Source organism: Pseudomonas sp. 1912-s, from assembly GCF_029269205.1.
Classification (GTDB): Bacteria; Pseudomonadota; Gammaproteobacteria; order Pseudomonadales; family Pseudomonadaceae; genus Aquipseudomonas.
The window spans coordinates 378,541-396,665 of sequence record NZ_JARIXR010000001.1; the positions used below are offsets into that span (position 1 = coordinate 378,541).

Here is an 18,125-nt window from a genome sequence, read left to right on the forward strand (position 1 = left end):
GTCAAAGTCGGGCACCCTACGCGTTATCCATCACTGATTTCCGACAGGAGTCGAACATGCCAACACTTCCCGAAACGTCCACCGACCCCTACCTATGGCTTGAAGACATCGACAGCACCCGGTCACTGGACTGGGTACAAGCCCAAAACCTCAAGACCGAAGACCGGCTCGCCCGCTCCGACAGCTTCAAGCAAATCAAGGCCGACGTGCTGGAGATGCTGGACTCGGACAGCAACATCCCCCACGTCAACAAGGTCGGTGCTTATTACTACAACTTCTGGATGGACGCCGCTCACCCGCGCGGCCTGTGGCGTCGTACCACCCCGGCGGAGTACCGCAAGGCGCAACCTGCCTGGGAAACGCTGCTGGACCTGGATGCACTGAACGCCGCCGAAGGCGAAAACTGGGTGTGGCACGGTGCTGATTACTTGCGCCCGGATTACCAGCGCTGCCTGCTGGAGTTGTCGCGCGGCGGGGCTGATGCGGGTGTCATCCGCGAGTTTGATCTGGCCAGCAAGACCTGGGTCGAAGACGGCTTCCAGTTGCCGGAGTCCAAGGGCGGCCTGGGCTGGATCGACCGTGACAACGTGTATGTCTTCACCGATTTTGGCGAAGGCTCGATGACCCGCTCGGGTTACCCTCGCATCGCCAAGCAGTGGCAGCGCGGCACGCCGCTGAGTGCCGCCCGTGTTGTCTACGAAGGCACGCTGGATGATATGTACATCGCGGCGATGCACGACGATACGCCCGGCTATGAGCGTGACTTCGTCAGCCGTACGCTGGCGTTCTACAACAACGAGCTGTACCTGCGGGGCAACGATGGCCAGTTGAGCAAAATCGACGCGCCGAACTCGGCTGAAAAGTCGGTGCATAAAGACTGGCTGCTGCTGGAGTTACGCGAGGACTGGGCGCTGGATGAAGTGTTTGTCTCGGGCTCCTTGCTGGCGATCAACGTTGATCGCTTCATGGCAGGCCAGCGGGATTTCGAGGTGTTGTTCACGCCCACGGACAGCACCTCGCTGACAGGGTTTACCTGGACCCTGAATCACCTGGTGCTGAACGTGCTCGATCACGTCAAGAGTCGCCTCAGCGTGCTCACGCCCGGCGCGAACGGATGGCAGCACAGCCCGTTCACGGGGGCGCCCGGCATGGGCACGGTGTATGCCCGCGCAGTGGACAGCGACGACAGTGATGCCGTCTGGCTGGTGACCACCGATTACCTGACGCCGACCACCCTGGCGCTGGCCGAGATCGGTCAGGCGCCCGAGGTGCTGAAAACCCTGCCGGCATTTTTCGACTCAAGCCAGCACGTGATCGAGCAGCAGTTCGCGGTCTCCAGGGATGGCACCCGTGTGCCGTATTTCATGGTGCGCGGCAAGGACTTGCAACTCGATGGCACGGCGCCGACCTTGCTCTATGGCTACGGCGGTTTCGAGGTCTCCCTGACGCCGAATTACTCCGGTGAAGTAGGCCGCGCCTGGCTCTCGAAAGGTGGCGTGTACGTGGTTGCCAACATTCGTGGTGGCGGTGAATACGGCCCGCGCTGGCACCAGGCGGCACTCAAGCAGAACCGTGGGCGGGCCTATGAAGATTTCGCGGCGGTGGCCCGGGACCTGATCGCCCGCGGGATCACTTCGCCCCGCCACCTGGGCGCGGAGGGCGGCAGTAACGGCGGCCTGTTGACCGGCAATATGCTCACCCAATACCCGGAGCTGTTCGGTGCAATCGTGTCCCAGGTGCCTTTGCTCGATATGCAGCGCTACCACCACTTGCTGGCCGGGGCGTCGTGGATGGAGGAATACGGCAACCCGGACGAGCCCGAAGAGTGGGCCTACATCCAGACGTTTTCGCCGTACCACCTGTTTGACCCGGCGAAGACCTACCCACCGGTGTTTTTCCTGACCTCCACCCGCGACGACCGTGTGCACCCGGCCCACGCCCGCAAGCTGGCGGCGAAGATGATCGAGGCCGGCAAGGACGTGACGTATTACGAAAACATCGAGGGCGGGCACGGCGGGGCGGCGGACAACGCGCAGGCTGCGCACATGAGTGCGCTGGTCTACCGCTTCTTGTGGGAGAAGCTGAGCGTCAGCCGGGACTAATCGGCACCGGCGGTGACCAGGTTGCGCGTCAACCACTCACTGAAGCACCGTGCCAGCGGGTTGTTCTCGCTGTCGCGGTGGGTCAGCAAGGCCCAGTTGGGCCCGCGAATGGTTGCCTCTACCAGCGGTTGCAGCAACCCGTCTTCCAATGCCTGTCGGCTCAATAACTGGCTGACCAGCGCAATCCCCAACCCGGTACACGCCGCCTCCAGCAACAGCCCGGGGTCGGAGAAATTCAGCCCCTGATCCTTTTGCCCCACATCAATCCCGGCCTCCACCGCCCAATGGCTCCAATCCATCTCCCGTTCGCCGTGCAGGGTGGTGCGCTCCTCCCTGGGCAGTGCCAGCACGCGTGGGTTGCACGCGGGAAACAGGCGGTCGGCATGCAGCACCTTGAAGCTGCATTCGGCCTGGGAGCTGATGTCGTCGCGCACGGCCAGGTCGATGGTCTGGCTGGCCATGTCCGGGACTTCGTCGGTGCTGAAAATCCACAGGTCCACTTCCGGGTGCTGGCGGCGGAAATCCTCCAGGCGCGGCAGCAGCCAGTGGCGGGCGAAGGTCGGCGTGGTGTTGAGCACCAACTGGTTGGGCTTGCGGTACTGCCCCAGGCGACGAACGCCCACGGCCAATTGCTGCAATAGAGCCTGGGTGGTGCTGAGGAAGTCGTGCCCGGCATCCGTCAGGCTGACGCTGCGCCCACTGCGGAAAAACAGCGGTTGCTCCAGGTACGCCTCAAGGCTGCGAATTTGCTGGCTGATGGCCGATTGAGTGAGGTGCAGCTCCTCGGCGGCCTTGTGGAAACTGCCCAGCCGGGCGGCGGCTTCGAAGCCGCGAAGGGTGCCGAGCGGCGGCCAATGGTTAAGCATGCTGATAAGTTCCTCTAATCAGTTTTCCACAAAATCCATCGTTTGTTAGCCCGTTTTTACAGCCGTAGCATGCATGCCAAGACCTCACAGGCAGTTTTCATTGAACACAATGACTTAACTCAAAGGTATTTGTCATGCAGCAGAATGAAATTCAAAACGGTGGCGGGTGGATGCCGGCGGAGTGGGCCAGGCATGCCGCGACGTGGATGGTCTGGCCGCATAACCAGGCGCTGTGGGAGTCCGGCTGGGGCGTTACATTGGCGCTGGTGCAGGAGGACTTTGCCCGTGTCGCCAATGCGATTGCGCGGTTCGAACCGGTGAAAATGATCGTCGATCCTTCGGCTGTGGCCAGCGCCAGGGCGTTGTGCGGGCCAAACATCGCACTGATCGAACTGGCGGTGAATGACAGTTGGTGTCGCGATTCCGGCCCGAGTTTTGTGTGCCATCCGCAACACGGGCTCGCCGGTGTGAGCTGGCGTTTCAACGCGTGGGGCGGCAAGTCGGCCCATGACCTGGATGAAGGCCTGGCGCGCCGTGTGCTCAATCACCTGGGCGTGGAGTGCCTGGGCACACCGTTGAGCAACGAAGGCGGCGCCATTCATGTGGACGGCGAGGGGACGTTGATCACCACCGAATCGGTGTTGCTCAACCCCAACCGTAATCCGGGGGTGACCAAGGCCGAGATCGAGGAGGTTTTCACCCGCCTGCTGGGCGTGAAAAAAACCATCTGGCTGCCAGGCGACCCCGACCACGTGACCGGCGACATGACCGACGGCCATGTCGATGGCGTGTGCGCATTTGCCCGTCCGGGCGTGTTGCTGGTGGATGCCACCCATGACACCCATTCGGTGTACGCCGAGGTGGTGCGGGAAAACCGTCGGGCCCTGGCGTTGGCCACCGACGCCCGAGGCCGTCGCTTCGAGATGATCGAACTGTATGAAGCCACCGATGCGGTGGACACCGAGGCTGAAGTGTTTTGCGCCTCCTACACCAACTTCTACATCGCCAACCACGCGATCATCATGCCCGCCTATGGCATTGACGCCGACCAGGTCGCCGCCGATGTCCTGGCCCGTGCGTTCCCGGGGCGCGTGGTGGTGCCGGTGCGCATCAATCACCTGGCCCATGGCGGCGGCGGGGTGCATTGCATCACCCAACAGCAACCCGCCTGGCCGGTGAAGGGGTGATGCCATGTCAGTGCTGACGATTGCTGTCACACAAATGCCCTGCACCTGGGACCTGTCCGCGAACCTCGATCTGGCCGAGCAATTGGTGCGTGACGCGGCCAGGCAGGGCGCCCGGGTGATCCTGCTGCAAGAGCTGTTTGCCACGCCGTACTTTTGCATCGAGCAGCATCACAAACACCTGGCGCTGGCGCAGGAATACCGACACAGCGCGGTGCTCAAACGCTTCGCCGCCCTGGCCCGGGAGTTGGGCGTGGTGCTGCCCCTCAGTTGGTTCGAAAAGGCCGGCAACGCCTGCTTCAACTCCCTGAGCGTGGCCGATGCGGACGGGCAACTGCTGGGGGTGTATCGCAAGACTCATATCCCCAACGCCATCGGCTATCAGGAGAAGGAATACTTCAGCCCCGGCGATACCGGCTTTCGGGTCTGGGACACGGCGTTCGGGCGCATCGGCCTGGGCATCTGCTGGGATCAGTGGTTCCCCGAAACCGCGCGCTGCCTGGCGCTGATGGGGGCTGAAGTGTTGCTGTTTCCCACGGCGATCGGCTCTGAACCCGGCTGCGCGACCCTGGACTCCCGGGACCATTGGCAGATGACCATGCGCGGACATGCCGCCGCCAACCTGGTGCCGGTGGTCGCTGCCAACCGTGTCGGTCGCGAGGTGGCGACCACCGACCCGGCCTTGCAGATGGACTTCTACGGCTCGTCCTTTATCTGCAATCACAAGGGCAAGTTGCTTGCCGAAGCGGACCGCGACAGCACCGGTGTGCTGGTGCACAGCCTCGACCTGGCGGCGATGCGCGAGGACCGCCTGACCTGGGGCGTCTACCGTGACCGTCGCCCGGAAATGTATGGCGGGTTGTTGAGTCTGGATGGTCATCACACCCACCGAGGGCTTTGACATGAAGATTATCTGTACGCTGTTGCTTGGCTCCCTGGTGCTGGCGTCGTCCCTGCACGCCGAAGAAAAAACCCTGAAGCTCTACAACTGGGCCGATTACTTTGCCGAGGACACGCTGTCGCGGTTCACCGCCGAAACCGGGATCCAGGTGATCTACGATGTGATGGACGGCAGCGAAACCCTGGAGGCCAAGCTGATGGCCGGTGGCAGCGGTTATGACCTGATTTTCCCTGGCGACACCGTGGGCGAACGGCTGATGCGCGCGGGCAGCCTGCAACCGCTGGATCAGTCCAGGCTCACCGCGCTGAATGACATCGAGCCCGGGTTGCAGATGCTGCGCACGCACTACACCTACTCGAACAACGCCACGGTTCCTTACACCTGGGGCACCATCGGCCTGACCTACAACACCGAGCAGATCAAACAGCGCATGCCGGACGCGCCGGTCAACAGCCTCGACCTGTTATTCAAGCCGGAGCTTGCCGCCAAGTTCGCCGACTGCGGGATTTCCCTGATCGACTCACCGGATGAAGTGCTGGCGGTGGCCCTCAATTACCTGGGGCGTGACCCGCGCAGCGCCAAGCCGGCTGACCTGGCCGCCGCCAGCGAGCTGTTGCTCAAGCTGCGACCCTACATCCGCAAGTTCCAGTCGCAGTCGGTGACCGACCTGGTGAACGGCAACCTGTGCCTGTCCCTCGGCTACAGCGGCGACATGACCCAGGCGCAACGGGCGGCAGACGCAGCCGGAAAAAAGGTCACGTTCGACTATCACATCCCCCGCGAGGGCACCACGGTGTGGATGGACACGATGGCAATCCCCGTCGATGCCCGGCATCCGGAGTACGCCTACGCGTTCATCAATTTCGTGATGCGCCCGCAGAACATGGCCGCCATCAGCAACTTCACCGGCTACCCCACCGCGAACGCCAAGGCGCGTCCCGAGGTGGATCCGGCGATGCGCAACAACCCGCAGATCTACCCGGATGAGGCCACGTTTGAGCGTCTGATCCCGGGAAAAGACATCCCCCAGGCGGACATGCGTGCACGCATGCGCGTATGGACCAAATTCAAGACCGCTACCGTCCAATGATCCCACTTCCAGAGGTACCCATGGCAACACGTCGCGAATTCATCAAACAGGTATCGGTGGTCGCCACCCTGGGCGCTGCCGTGTCCGTCGGGCTGGGCTCGCGCTGGGCACAGGCCGCCACCCAGGGCCACTGGTTCATGCCCGACGAAGGCGAAAAACATCAGCAGGCGTTCATTGCCTTTGGCGCGCAGGAGGCCATTCACGAGGACTTTACGCCCGACGTGCAAGCAGCCCTGGGCCGGATCGCCCGCGCCATCGCCCGTCACGAGCCGGTGACCGTGTTCTGTCGGGAAGAGGAGCGAGCGCTGGCTGAAGAAAAATGCGGCACCCGCAACACCACGTTTGTGGTCACCGAGCTGGATGACATCTGGATGCGCGACACCGGTGCCAATTTTGTCATCGATGGCCAGGGCGGGCTGGGCGCCGTGGATTTCAATTTCAACGGGTGGGGCAACAAACAGCAGCACGCCGAGGATGCGCAGGTGGCTGCCCTGGTCACCGAAGTCGCCGAGGCCCGGCCGATTCGCAGCGAACTGGTGGGCGAGGGCGGGGCTATCGAGGTGGATGGCCACGGCACCGGGATCATGACAGAGAGCAGCTGGATCAATGGCAACCGCAACCCCGGGTGGAGCAAGGCCGAGGTGGAGGCAGAGCTTAAGGCACGCCTGGGCCTGCGCAAGATCATCTGGCTGCCGGGCATCAAAGGCCAGGACATCACCGATGCCCACGTCGATTTTTATGCGCGCTTCGTCAAGCCGGGCGTGGTGATTGCCAACCTCGACACCGACCCCGAGTCCTATGATCACAAGGTCACGCTGGCGCACCTGGACATTCTCAAGCAGGCCACCGACGCAGACGGTCGGCCGCTGCAGGTGCACACCGTGTCGCCGCCGCTTAATCCGCGCAAGAGCCGTTTCAACCGGAACAATCCGGATTTTGCGCCGGGCTATATCAACTACTTTGTCATCAATGGGGCAGTGATTGCGCCCGAGTTCGGCGACAAGGTGGCCGACGCAAAAGCCTTTGAATTACTGTCCAGGCTCTACCCTGAGCGCGAGGTGGTGCAGCTCGATATCGATGCGATTGCGGCGGGTGGCGGCGGGATTCATTGTGTGACCAGTCACCAGCCGGCGGTTTAGGCGGGGGCACCCAGTGCCAGCTTCAGTTGACCGTATGCCTCGACCAACTGTGCCTGGGTAAAGCCCAGGTTCCTGCCGCTGGGGTTAGGCAAAACCCACACGCGGGAATGTCCGAGAGCATGCGGCTGCAACCCCCACGCAATGTCCCGCTGACCGCTCAACGCGCTGTACGCCGCCTTCCCCAGAAACGCGACAAACCGTGGCGCATAACGGGTGATCTTGCTTTCAAAACGCGCTGCCGCCGCCTTGAATTCATCCGCCGACAACTGATCCGCCCGGGCCGTAGGCCGCTCCACCATCGTGGTCAGCCCGCACTGATAATGCAGGATCGTGCGGTCGTTTTCCGGCTGCACTTCATGGGGCGTAAACCCGGCCAGGTGCAGGGTGCGCCAGAACCGGTTGCTCCTGCCCATGAAGTGATGCCCGGTGGCGGCGGCCTGCAGCCCCGGGTTTATCCCGCAAAAAATCACGGCGAGATTTTCGGCCAGAACATCGTCCAGTCCTTCCTTCATCCGCAGATGACCTGCACGGCACTGCGCGCGAGTGCGATCAGCTCGGCGTGAGGTTTGCCCGCCCGAGCGCGAATCGACAGGCTGTGCACCAAAGAGGCGGCGAGCACGGCGACGGCTGCCGGGTCTGCACCGCCTTTCAATTCACCGGCCTCGATGGCCGTGCGCAGGCGGGTTTCGAGATGGGCGTCGAGGGCGTCGAGGCGCTGCAACAGCACGGCGCGAATCTCGGCGTCCTCGACCGCTTCGGTGGTGGCGGTGCCGATGATAAAGCAGCCCCGTGGCTCGCCGTCCCCCGAAAAGTAGATCGACAACTGGCCTTCATACAGGTGCATCAGTGCGTCGGCCAAGCTCAGGCTCGGGTCGTCCAATGCCTCGTCGATGGCGGCTGACGCGAGGCCCCAATACTGCTCGAGCGCCTTGAGGTAGATCGCGTGTTTGTCGCCGAACGCCGCGTACAGGCTCGGCCGGTTCATCCCGGCAGCAGTGGCGATGCCGTCCAGTGAGGCGCCGGAATACCCCGTACTCCAGAACACCCCGAGGGCTTTTTGCAGCGCCGTTTCAGGGTCGTAGGCGCGCGGGCGGCCACGGCCTTTTGCCTCTGTGATCTTTTTTTGTGCCATGACGTACAAAAATCCTTGAGTAGAGGTGGGTGGGCCGATATTCTTGCATCATCGCATAAAATTAAAGCCTCAGAAATCCCGGGCTCAGTAAAGGTGATTCGATCATGAGCAGAGCGTTGGAAAACACGACCCGCACACCCTGGCGTTCACTGTTGATGGTGGGCTTTCCGGTACTCGTGGCCGCGGCGGGGTATGTGTATTACCTGAAGGATGCGCCCTATGTATCCACCGATAACGCCTATGCCCGGGTGGCGAAGGCGTCGGTCAATGCGCGGGTGTCCGGGCAGGTGGTCGAGATCGCCGTGGAAGACAACCAGGCGGTGCGCAAAGGGCAGGTGTTGTTGCGGATCAACCCCGAGCCGTTCCAGGTGGCGGTTGACCGTGCTCAGGCCCAATTGAGCGTGGCGCGCTTGCGCATTGAAGGCCTCAAGGCCAGCTACCGGCAACAGCAGGCGGAACTGCAAGCGGCTAGGGAGTCGGCGGGTTTCGACCAGAAGGAATTCGCCCGTAAAAAGGCCCTGGTGGCTACCGAGTTCGTGTCTCAGGCCGTGTTTGAACGAGCGGACACCGACTTGAAAGTCGCCCGGCAACGCGTCGCGTCCATCGAGCAGCAGCTCGCCAATACGGTGGTGGCCTTGAACGGCAATCCAGACATTGAAATCGACCGCCATCCCGCGATTCGCGAGGCCCAGACGCAGCTCGATGAAGCGCAACTCTACCTTTCGTACGCGACGGTGTATGCGCCCGACGATGGCGTCGTCGCCAAGGTGGATGACGTGCAGGTCGGTGACTACCTGAACAGCGGCGCGCCGGCCTTCGCCTTGCTGTCGCCCCGTCGCACCTGGGTTGAAGCCAACTTTCGCGAGCCCCAGATGACCCATATGCGGGCCGGCCAGCAGGCAACCGTCAGGCTCGACACGTACCCGGACCATCCCTTCAAGGCCCACATCACCAGCCTGAGCCCGGGCGCCGGCGCCGACTTCGCCTTGCTGCCGCCGGAGAACGCCACCGGCAACTGGGTCAAGGTGGTCCAGCGGGTGCCTGTGCGCCTGGAACTGGATGACGCCAGCGCCGACTTGCCGCTGTTCTCCGGCACCAGCGCCACCGTAACCGTTGATACCAGGACCGGCCCATGAACAGCGCACTCACCCTCAGGTTCACGGCGTTGCTGGTGACCTGGCTGCAGGCGGTCAACGTGTCGCTGCCGAACTCGGCCCTCAGGTTTATCCAGGGCAGTTTGTCGATGACGGACGATGAGGCGGGGTGGATCTTCACCTCGTACCTGGCCGCCAGCGCGATCACCTTGCCGGTGGCCCAGTGGCTCGCCGCGCGCTTCGGTGTGAAGGCGGTTTACCAGGCGGCGATAGCGATCTTCGCCGTCGGATTGCTGCTCGCGACCGGGGCAACCACCTCGCTGCAATTCGTCGGCGCCCGGATAATCCAGGGGGCCGCCAGCGGCGTATTGGCACCGCTGTCGATGGCCATCGCCCTGGAGACATTGGCCGCGCAAAAGCGGCCAACATTCGGCCCGCTGTGGACGGCCATCGGGCTGCTGGGCATCGTCAGCGGCCCGGCGATTGGCGGCTGGATCAGCGAGCATTTCGGCTGGCGCTGGATGTTTTACGCCAGCCTGCCGCTGTTGGCCTACGCCGTATTGATCGTGGCGTTGTTGCAACCCGAGAAGAAAGCCAACAGCGCGCCGGCCTTTGATTTTGCAGGTTTCGCCAGCTTTACCCTCGGCGTGATCGGCCTGCAAATGCTCCTCGACCGGGGCCAGCGCCTGGAGTGGTTCGACTCGCCCGAAATCTGGCTGGAAGCGGCCGCCAGCGCCCTGGGATTTTACCTGTTCGCCGCGCACCGATTCACGTCCAGTACGCACTTCATCAGCAAGGGGTTATTGCGCGACCGCAACTTCGTGCTGTCGACCATCATCTTCTTCGCGGTCGGTTTCGTGCTGCTGCCGACCATGGCGATGACCTCGCCGATGCTGGACGAACTGCTCGGCTTCCCGCCGGACACCACAGGCTTCCTCACCATCCCCCGTGGCGTGGGTCTGCTGGGTGCGTTCTGGCTGATGAACCGCGTGCCCGGGCACCTGGATGGCCGCCCGTTCGTGGTCGCCGGTATCGCCGTGGTGATCTACGCCAACCACTCGATGCTCGGTTATTCGCCGTTGATGGATGGCTGGCCGGTGGCGCTGGCCGGCGCGATCCAGGGGGCGGGCCTGGGCCTGCTGATGCCGGCACTTTCCCGGGTGGCGTTCAGCACCCTCGCACCCACATTGCGCCCTGAAGGCAGCGGGCTGTTCAACCTGTCCCGGGTCTACGGCAGCACCCTCGGCGTGGCGGTGGTGCAGTGGTTCTTCTTCAACAATACCCAGGCGATGCACGTGGCGCTGGCCAGCCACCTGACCGTGCAGGCGGTCCCGGCATCGACGTCCCTGGCCGGGCTCGGTGCGCTCAACGAAGCCATCACCGGCCAGGCCGCCTTCATCGCGGTGCTCGGCCAATTCAAGATTCTGCTGTGGGCGATGCTGGTGGTGAGCCCGCTGGTTCTGCTGCTGCGTAAACCTGTCACGACCCACTAGTTTTCCGGAGTGTGCCAAATGAAACCCCATGGGCTTGTTATCACGGCCGTTATGACCCTGTCCGCCTGTTCTGTCGGCCCGGACTATAAGGCGCCGTCCGTTACCGCTTCGCAGCACTATGACGTGCAGGCGGAACAGCGCGTTTCGTTCAACCAGAAGGTGAGCGTCGACTGGTGGTCGACCTTTCATTCCCACACGCTGGACCGCGTCATGCGCCGGGCGATTGCCGGCAACCTTGAGCTGGCGGCGGCGGCGGACGCCACGTTGCGCCAGGCGGCCGCGTCGGTGGCGGCGGCGGAAGGTGCGCTTTTCCCGCAGGTGGAGTTCGCTGCTCAGGCGGGCCGCCAGCGCGTGCATAACGCCGCCCGGCCCGCGGTGACGAACTTCTACGGCGTCGGCCCGCAGGTCAGCTTCGACCTCGACGTATTCGGCGGTAACCAGCGCCGGGTCGAGCAACAGCAAGCGTTTGCCGATCTCCAGCAACACCGCTTCGAAGCGGCCTACCTCACGCTGACGGGCGACGTCGCCAGCCAGGCGTTGTTGATGGCCTCGGCCACTGCGCAGATGGAAGCGGTGCAGACCTTGCTCGCCACCGACGCAAAAAACCTCGAACTGGTGCGCGCCGCGCAACACAGCGGCGCGGCGACGCAGCTCGATATTTCCCTGGCCGAAACGCGGCTGGCGCAGGACCGCACGCTGTTGCCGCCACTGGCCCAGCAGCGCGATGCGGCGCGGCATGCGCTGTCGATCCTGGCCGGCAAGGGGCCGGCGGATTGGCGTGCGCCGGACTTCAACCTGGCTGAATTTGCCTCGGCCACCACACTGCCCGTCAGCCTGCCGTCCGAACTGGCCCACGACCGCCCGGACGTGCAGCAAGCCGAAGCCGAACTGCACGCCGCCAGTGCGGCGGTCGGCGTAGCCACTGCCAATCTCTATCCCCATGTTGAGCTTTCCGCCTCCCTGGCCCAGGCCGCGTCGGGCAACGGAGGTGCAGCACTCTGGGGGTTCGCCGCCGGGCTGGCGGGCCCGATCTTCGACGGCGGCACCCGCAAGGCCGAGCGTCAAGCGGCGGTGGAGGGCTACAACGCCGCGCTCGCCCACTATCAGCAGACCGTCATCCAGTCCTTCGGCCAGGTCGCAGACACCTTGCAGGCGATCAACCACGACGCCGAGGAATACCAGGCGCAGACCGCTGCGCTACAGGCCGCCGACAACAGTTTGCGCCTGAACCAGCACGCCTATGGAGCAGGGGAGAACGGCTTGCTGCAAGTGCTGGAGGCACAACGCGCCTATGAGCAGGCGCTGCTCGGGCAGATCCGGGCGAGCACCGCCCGACACCTCGACACCGTGCGCCTGTTCGTGGCGCTCGGCGGTCGCTCGGTCAACGATTTCAAACGCTAGTGGAGTAAAAAAATGAGCTATTACGATGCCCTTCGCGATACCCGTTTTCCTTTGCAGCATGGCGCGGGCGCGATGCCGGCGGTGGGGTTCGGCACACTGTTCAGGGACCTGACGGCTACCACCCAGGCCGTCACGGAAGCGTTGGAGGCGGGCTTTCGGCATTTCGATTGCGCCGAGCGGTATGGCAACGAGGCGCAGGTGGGGGCGGCGCTTCACGACGCTATGGCGGCCGGTAAAGTCCGGCGTGAGGAACTGTTCATCACCACCAAGCTGTGGAACAACAACCATCGGCCCGAGCGGGTGGTGCCGGCGTTTGAGGCCAGTTGCCGCAGGCTTCGGGTGGATGTGATCGACTGCTACATGATCCATACGCCGTTTGCGTTTCTGCCGGGTGACGAGCTGCATCCACGGGACGCGTTTGGGCATGTGCTGTATGACTCGGGTGTGACGCTGATCGAGACGTGGCGGGTGCTTGAGCGGTTGGTGGATGAGGGGCGCTGCAAGTCCATCGGGTTATCGGACATCACCCTGGAAACGTTGCGGGAGCTGGTGGCGGTGGCGCGGATAAAACCGGCGGTGGTGCAGGTTGAGTCACATCCCTATTTGCCCGAATGGGAGTTGCTGGAGTTCTGCAAACAGCACGGGATTGTGGTGCTGGCGTTTGCGCCGCTGGGGCATGGGATGAGGCCGCGGGTGCTGGATGAACCGGTGATTACCACGATTGCGCGGCGGGTGCAGAAGACGCCGGCTCAGGTTGCGCTGGCGTGGTCGGTGCAGCGTGGGGTGGCGTTTTTGACGTCCTCGGTGACGCCGGCGCGGATTCAGGAGGATGCGGATATTTCCACATTGCCTCAGGCGGCGATGCGTGAGATCGAGAAGGACATCACGACCCGGGTGCGTTTTAATCCGGTGATGGATACCGGGGTGTTGGGGTTTATTTCGCGGGAGAAGTTTTGAGTTCAATCGGGGGGGAGGGGGGCATATCCGTTATTTAGGTAACGGCTACTTATGGTTTCGCTCTTACAGCGACTCACTTTGGAAAAGCCCCAAAGTAAGCAAAAGGCTCTGCCCCGCCTGTCGGCACCTCGCCTAGGCTCGGTGTTCCCTCACTCCGGCATTGCTCCGCGGGCCGCCGCGACGGGGCGTCCCTGCCCCGTCGCGGCTAAACCGGCGTCCTGCCGGTTTACCCGCTCCTCAATACCTGCGTTCGGCCTCGGGCTGAATGGGGCAGTCAGAGCCAGATCAAGATCAAAAGCAAGAGCACAGCGGCCTACAGGCCGGCTTGAGTGGTAGAAGCCACAGCAAAAGCAAAGCGAAAACCAAATCTGAAGCGGATGCAGCTCTGCTTTTCTGTGGGAGCTGGCTTGCCTGCGATGCAGACACCTCGGTCTTTCAGGTACACCGAGGCGATGCTATCGCAGGCAAGCCAGCTCCCACATTTGACCGTGCCCGCTGTAGCTTTTGATCTTGATGTTGCCTTTGCTTCACACCACTCAAGCCGGCCTGTAGGCCGCTGTGCTGTTGATCTGCTTTTGATCTTGATCTTAGGCGCCCCGTTAAACCACGCTGGCCGAACGCAGGTAGTACGGAGCGGGTAAACCGGCAGGACGCCGGTTTAGCCGCGACGGGGCAGGGACGCCCCGTCGCGGCGGCCCGCGYAGTAATRCCGGAGTGAGGGCACACCGAGCGTGAGCGAGGTGCCGAGTGGTGGGGCAAGAGCCTTTTGGTTACTTTTGGCTGGGCCGGCATTCCGGCTCTTTTCAAAAGTGACCCGCTGTAAGAGCGGAACCCATACCAGCCATAACCGAAGAAACGGATATGCCCCCAATCACCCACCCTTACCCAACAACGCCCGAGCAAACTCATCAGACGCAATAAAGTCCATGGCCTTGCGCAACTCGCAAGCCGCCTCAGCACCAAACACCTCATCAAACCGCACCGCCATTTGCCGAGACACTACCCGCGCCTCCTCGTACTTGCGCTGCCCCGCGTCGGTCAACAGCACCCGCCGGCTGCGACGATCCAGCTCGTCCACCTGCAACACCACCAACCCGTCCCGCACCAGCGGCTTGAGCGTATGCCCCAGGGCCGAAAGGTCCATCACCAACGAATGCGCCAGGTCGCGCATTTTGGGCGCGTCACCCTGGGCGATGTGGTTCATCAGCGAATACTGGGTAGCCTTCAGGCCAAACGGCACAAACGCTTCGTCATAGATCTGCGCCATGCGACGGGACGCGCGACGCACGGCTCCGTTGGAGCAGGTGCTGGGGCTATTCAGGGTGGGCGGTGCGCATTTCACAGGCGGGTCACTCGCTACAGGCCAAGGGTTAACCGAACGTTAATCCGGCAAGATGAATATTGACACATGTAGCAACAAATTAGTTGCGTATGCCTCTAAACGCTATATCGTGGCATATGCCTCTATTTTGACCGGATGTCAGTGCAGTTGGCCCGGATCACAGACGGGCGGGGCAGGAGGGAAGCGCTGTTTGGTACCTCCTTCAGTCATCAACTTCCTGTCTGGATCAGACCTATGCTCAACCTTGTGCGCATCGCATTGCGGCGCCCCTATACCTTCCTGGTATTGGCTATTTTCATTCTGATTGTGGGCCCGCTCGCGGCCTGGCGTACCCCGACCGACATCTTCCCCGAAATTCGCATCCCCGTGATTGCCGTGATCTGGCAGTACACCGGCTTGCCTCCGGACCAGATGGCCGGCCGTATCACGTCGCCCTTCGAGCGGGTGCTGACCACCACGGTCAATGACATCCGCCATATCGAGGCGCAGTCGCTGAACGGCTTCGGCATCGTCAAGGTGTACTTCCAGCCGGGGGTCAATATCAGTACGGCCAACGCACAGGTGACCTCGGTGTCCCAGGCCATCCTGCGCCAACTGCCGCCCGGTACCACACCGCCGCTGGTGCTCAATTACAGCGCCTCGACGGTGCCGATCGTGCAACTGGCGTTGTCCGGCAAAGGGCTCACCGAGCAGCGGCTGGGCGATCTGGGCCTCAACACCGTGCGTCTGATGCTGACCACGGTGCCCGGTGCCGCGCTGCCGTACCCGTTCGGCGGCAAGACGCGCCAGGTGCAGATCGACCTCGATTCGGCGCGAATGCAGGCGCGGGGCCTCTCGGCGCAGGACGTGGCCAACGCCCTGGCCACCCAGAACCTGATCACCCCGGTGGGCACGCAAAAGATCGGCAGTTATGAGTTCAACCTGCAACTGAACAACTCGCCGACGGATTTCCACGACCTGGAAAACCTGCCGATCAAGACCGCCGACGGCACCACCGTATTGATTCGTGACGTGGCCACGGTGCGGGACGGCAACCCGCCGCAGACCAACATCGTGCACGTCAACGGCAACCGTTCCGTGCTGCTGCCGGTGCTCAAGACCGGTTCGGCCTCGACCCTCGGGGTGATCGCCGGCATCAAGGACAAACTGGCCGACAACAAGGGCGCCTTGCCGCCCAACCTGAATATCGACCTGATCGGCGACCAGTCGCTGTTCGTGCGTTCGGCCATCAGCGGTGTGGCCCGGGAAGGGGTGATTGCAGCGGCACTGACCAGCCTGATGATCCTGTTGTTCCTCGGCAGTTGGCGCTCCACGGTGATCATCGCCACGTCGATTCCGCTGGCGATTCTGTCGTCGATTGCCACGCTGTCGGCGCTCGGTGAAACCCTCAACATCATGACCCTCGGCGGCCTGGCACTGGCCGTGGGGATTCTGGTGGACGACGCCACGGTGACCATCGAAAACATCAACTGGCACCTGGAGCAGGGCAAGCCGGTGGAGACGGCGATCCTCGACGGTGCGTCGCAGATCGTCACGCCGGCGTTCGTCTCCTTGCTGTGTATCTGCATCGTGTTTGTGCCGATGTTTTTCCTGGAAGGCGTGGCGCGTTTCCTGTTTGTGCCGATGGCGGAAGCAGTGATCTTCGCGATGATCGCCTCGTTCATCCTCTCGCGAACCCTGGTGCCGACCCTCGCCAATTACCTGCTCAAACCGCATGAACACCATGCGGACGGTACGCCGGTGGTGGCGCCATCGAGCAACCCGCTGGTGAAGTTCCAGCGCGGGTTCGAGCGCCAGTTCGAGGCGTTTCGCGGGGTTTACCACGGTGCGCTGGAAAGTGCCTTGCATCACCGCCGTATCGTGGTGATTGCGATGCTGGCGTTTGTCGCCGTGTCGTTTGCGCTGGTGCCGTTCCTGGGCCGCAACTTTTTCCCTGAGGTGGATTCCGGGCAGATCCTGCTGCATGTGCGGGCGCCGATCGGCACGCGGGTGGAGAGCAATGCGCGGCTGGTCTCGCAGATCGAAGACACCCTCCACAAGGTGATCGAGCCGCAGGAACTGGCGGCCATCGTCGACAACATCGGCCTGGCCATCAGCGGGATCAACGTCGCCTACAACAACACCGGCACCGTTGGCTCCCAGGACAGCGACATCCAGATCAGCCTGAAAGAGGGCCATCGCCCCACCGCCGACTACATGCGCGAACTGCGTGAACGACTGCCTCGTGAATTCCCGAATGCGGTGTTCTCGTTCCCGGCCTCCGACATCGTCGGGCAGATTCTCAACTTCGGTTCTTCCGCGCCGGTGGATGTGCAAATCGCCGGGAATAACCTGCCGGCCAACTTCACCTATGCCAGCACCTTGCTGCGGGACATTCGCCGGGTGCCGGGCGTGGTGGATGCGCGTATCCAGCAGTCACGGCAACTGCCCACGTTCAAGATTGATGTGGACCGCACGCAAGCGCAGTTGGTGGGCCTGAACGAACGCGATGTGACCAACAGCCTGGTGGTCAACCTGGCGGGTTCCAGCCAGGTGGCGCCGACTTTCTGGCTCAACCCGGCCAACGGCGTGTCGTACCCGATTGTGATGCAAACCCCGCAGTACGGCCTCGACACACTGGCGGCCCTGCATAACCTGCCGTTGAGCGGCAGCGCCGGTGCAGCGTCAGACCAGACCCTGGGCGGCCTGGCCTCCATCGAGCGCACTCACAGCAACTCGGTGGTGACCCAGTCGGATATCCAGCCGGTGGTGGAAGTATTGACCGCGATCCAGGGCCGCGACCTCGGTGCGGTGGCGGCGGACATCCAGAAGATCATCGCCGCCCACGCCAGCGAGGTGCCCACCGGTTCCAAGGTGCTGTTGCAGGGCCAGGTGCAAACCATGAACGCGGCCTTCAGCGGCCTGCTGTTTGGCCTGCTCGGCGCGGTGGTGCTGATCTACCTGCTGATCGTGGTCAACTTCCAGTCCTGGGCCGACCCGTTCGTGATCATCACCGCCTTGCCGGCGGCGCTCGCAGGCATTGTGTGGATGCTGTTTGTCACCCACACGCCGCTGTCGGTGCCGGCCTTGACCGGGGCGATCATGTGCATGGGCGTGGCCACCGCCAACGCCATCCTGGTGGTGAGTTTCTGCCGTGAGCGGCTCGCGGTGCACGGTGATGCGGTGCAGGCGGCCCTTGAAGCCGGCTTCACCCGTTTGCGCCCCGTACTGATGACCGCCATTTCAATGATCATCGGCATGGCGCCGATGGCCCTGAGCCTGGGGGAGGGCGGCGAACAGAACGCCCCGCTGGGCCGTGCGGTCATCGGCGGGCTGGCCTTCGCCACCATTGCCACGTTGTTCCTGGTTCCGCTGATTTTCAGTCTTGTGCACGGGCGGCGTCAGCACGCCACGCTTGCGACCACCGCCACTCAAGGGGTTTGAC

Annotated in this window: 14 protein-coding genes; 10 read left to right on the forward strand and 4 right to left on the reverse strand. The window is 63.1% G+C overall.

Annotated elements, in window-relative coordinates; translation table 11 throughout:
• Nucleotides 1-56: 56 nt before the first annotated feature.
• A complete protein-coding gene (locus P3C29_RS01715) occupies nucleotides 57-2,102 on the forward strand; it encodes a prolyl oligopeptidase family serine peptidase (protein WP_275963763.1) in 2,046 nt (681 codons plus the stop codon).
• On the opposite strand, the gene P3C29_RS01720 is transcribed toward P3C29_RS01715, so the two are convergent.
• Entirely contained in the window at nucleotides 2,099-2,968 is an 870-nt protein-coding gene (locus P3C29_RS01720) for a LysR substrate-binding domain-containing protein (protein ID WP_201122568.1), read from the reverse strand. The two genes, P3C29_RS01715 and P3C29_RS01720, sit on opposite strands and share 4 nt — an antisense overlap.
• Nucleotides 2,969-3,102: 134 nt before the next feature.
• Here P3C29_RS01720 and P3C29_RS01725 point away from each other — a divergent pair, with 134 nt between their 5' ends.
• Genes P3C29_RS01725 through P3C29_RS01740 form a run of 4 tightly spaced genes read left to right on the forward strand, consistent with a single transcriptional unit; the run spans nucleotide 3,103 to nucleotide 7,282 of the window.
• The gene (locus P3C29_RS01725; protein WP_275963764.1) at nucleotides 3,103-4,155 is read left to right on the forward strand and encodes an agmatine deiminase family protein; all 1,053 of its coding nucleotides are present in this window, start codon (nucleotides 3,103-3,105) and stop codon (nucleotides 4,153-4,155) included.
• A gap of 4 nt (nucleotides 4,156-4,159) precedes the next feature.
• Nucleotides 4,160-5,053: an N-carbamoylputrescine amidase gene (gene aguB, locus P3C29_RS01730; RefSeq protein WP_275963765.1), complete on the forward strand. Its 894-nt coding sequence runs from the start codon at nucleotides 4,160-4,162 to the stop codon at nucleotides 5,051-5,053.
• Nucleotide 5,054: 1 nt separating this feature from the next.
• A complete protein-coding gene (locus P3C29_RS01735) occupies nucleotides 5,055-6,143 on the forward strand; it encodes an extracellular solute-binding protein (RefSeq protein WP_275963766.1) in 1,089 nt (362 codons plus the stop codon).
• 20 nt (nucleotides 6,144-6,163) lie between these two features.
• Nucleotides 6,164-7,282, forward strand: coding sequence for an agmatine deiminase family protein (locus tag P3C29_RS01740; RefSeq protein ID WP_169387560.1), 1,119 nt, complete (start codon nucleotides 6,164-6,166; stop codon nucleotides 7,280-7,282).
• Here P3C29_RS01740 and mug read toward each other — a convergent pair.
• Nucleotides 7,279-7,794, reverse strand: coding sequence for a G/U mismatch-specific DNA glycosylase (mug, locus tag P3C29_RS01745; protein ID WP_275963767.1), 516 nt, complete (start codon nucleotides 7,792-7,794; stop codon nucleotides 7,279-7,281). The genes P3C29_RS01740 and mug overlap by 4 nt on opposite strands.
• A complete protein-coding gene (locus tag P3C29_RS01750; RefSeq protein ID WP_275963768.1) occupies nucleotides 7,791-8,414 on the reverse strand; it encodes a TetR/AcrR family transcriptional regulator in 624 nt (207 codons plus the stop codon). The genes mug and P3C29_RS01750 overlap by 4 nt, the downstream gene beginning before the upstream one ends.
• A gap of 104 nt (nucleotides 8,415-8,518) precedes the next feature.
• Between P3C29_RS01750 and P3C29_RS01755 the strand changes: the two genes are divergently transcribed.
• Genes P3C29_RS01755 through P3C29_RS01770 form a run of 4 tightly spaced genes read left to right on the forward strand, consistent with a single transcriptional unit; the run spans nucleotide 8,519 to nucleotide 13,359 of the window.
• The gene (locus P3C29_RS01755) at nucleotides 8,519-9,550 is read left to right on the forward strand and encodes an HlyD family secretion protein (protein WP_275963769.1); all 1,032 of its coding nucleotides are present in this window, start codon (nucleotides 8,519-8,521) and stop codon (nucleotides 9,548-9,550) included.
• Nucleotides 9,547-11,001 carry an MFS transporter gene (locus P3C29_RS01760; protein ID WP_275963770.1) on the forward strand — a complete coding sequence of 485 codons (1,455 nt, stop codon included), beginning with the start codon at nucleotides 9,547-9,549 and terminating at the stop codon, nucleotides 10,999-11,001. Before P3C29_RS01755 ends, P3C29_RS01760 begins: the two co-directional genes overlap by 4 nt.
• A gap of 51 nt (nucleotides 11,002-11,052) precedes the next feature.
• Nucleotides 11,053-12,402, forward strand: a complete 1,350-nt coding sequence (locus P3C29_RS01765) for an efflux transporter outer membrane subunit (RefSeq protein ID WP_275963771.1) — start codon at nucleotides 11,053-11,055, stop codon at nucleotides 12,400-12,402.
• A 12-nt stretch (nucleotides 12,403-12,414) separates the two neighbouring features.
• Nucleotides 12,415-13,359, forward strand: a complete 945-nt coding sequence (locus P3C29_RS01770; RefSeq protein ID WP_201122585.1) for an aldo/keto reductase — start codon at nucleotides 12,415-12,417, stop codon at nucleotides 13,357-13,359.
• An 871-nt stretch (nucleotides 13,360-14,230) separates the two neighbouring features.
• On the opposite strand, the gene P3C29_RS01775 is transcribed toward P3C29_RS01770, so the two are convergent.
• Nucleotides 14,231-14,647: a MarR family winged helix-turn-helix transcriptional regulator gene (locus P3C29_RS01775; RefSeq protein ID WP_275963772.1), complete on the reverse strand. Its 417-nt coding sequence runs from the start codon at nucleotides 14,645-14,647 to the stop codon at nucleotides 14,231-14,233.
• 288 nt (nucleotides 14,648-14,935) lie between these two features.
• On the opposite strand from P3C29_RS01775, the gene P3C29_RS01780 reads away from it, so the two are divergent.
• Entirely contained in the window at nucleotides 14,936-18,124 is a 3,189-nt protein-coding gene (locus tag P3C29_RS01780; protein ID WP_275963773.1) for an efflux RND transporter permease subunit, read from the forward strand.
• The last annotated feature ends 1 nt before the right edge of the window (nucleotide 18,125 follow it).

Excerpts from the sequence above, each read along its gene's own strand:
- P3C29_RS01715 (WP_275963763.1), top strand. The coding sequence starts at position 57 with ATGCCAACACTTCCCGAAACGTCCACCGACCCCTACCTATGGCTTGAA.
- P3C29_RS01720 (WP_201122568.1), bottom strand. The coding sequence starts at position 2,968 with ATGCTTAACCATTGGCCGCCGCTCGGCACCCTTCGCGGCTTCGAAGCC.
- P3C29_RS01725 (WP_275963764.1), top strand. The coding sequence starts at position 3,103 with ATGCAGCAGAATGAAATTCAAAACGGTGGCGGGTGGATGCCGGCGGAG.
- aguB (WP_275963765.1), top strand. The coding sequence starts at position 4,160 with ATGTCAGTGCTGACGATTGCTGTCACACAAATGCCCTGCACCTGGGAC.
- P3C29_RS01735 (WP_275963766.1), top strand. The coding sequence starts at position 5,055 with ATGAAGATTATCTGTACGCTGTTGCTTGGCTCCCTGGTGCTGGCGTCG.
- P3C29_RS01740 (WP_169387560.1), top strand. The coding sequence starts at position 6,164 with ATGGCAACACGTCGCGAATTCATCAAACAGGTATCGGTGGTCGCCACC.
- mug (WP_275963767.1), bottom strand. The coding sequence starts at position 7,794 with ATGAAGGAAGGACTGGACGATGTTCTGGCCGAAAATCTCGCCGTGATT.
- P3C29_RS01750 (WP_275963768.1), bottom strand. The coding sequence starts at position 8,414 with ATGGCACAAAAAAAGATCACAGAGGCAAAAGGCCGTGGCCGCCCGCGC.
- P3C29_RS01755 (WP_275963769.1), top strand. The coding sequence starts at position 8,519 with ATGAGCAGAGCGTTGGAAAACACGACCCGCACACCCTGGCGTTCACTG.
- P3C29_RS01760 (WP_275963770.1), top strand. The coding sequence starts at position 9,547 with ATGAACAGCGCACTCACCCTCAGGTTCACGGCGTTGCTGGTGACCTGG.
- P3C29_RS01765 (WP_275963771.1), top strand. The coding sequence starts at position 11,053 with ATGACCCTGTCCGCCTGTTCTGTCGGCCCGGACTATAAGGCGCCGTCC.
- P3C29_RS01770 (WP_201122585.1), top strand. The coding sequence starts at position 12,415 with ATGAGCTATTACGATGCCCTTCGCGATACCCGTTTTCCTTTGCAGCAT.
- P3C29_RS01780 (WP_275963773.1), top strand. The coding sequence starts at position 14,936 with ATGCTCAACCTTGTGCGCATCGCATTGCGGCGCCCCTATACCTTCCTG.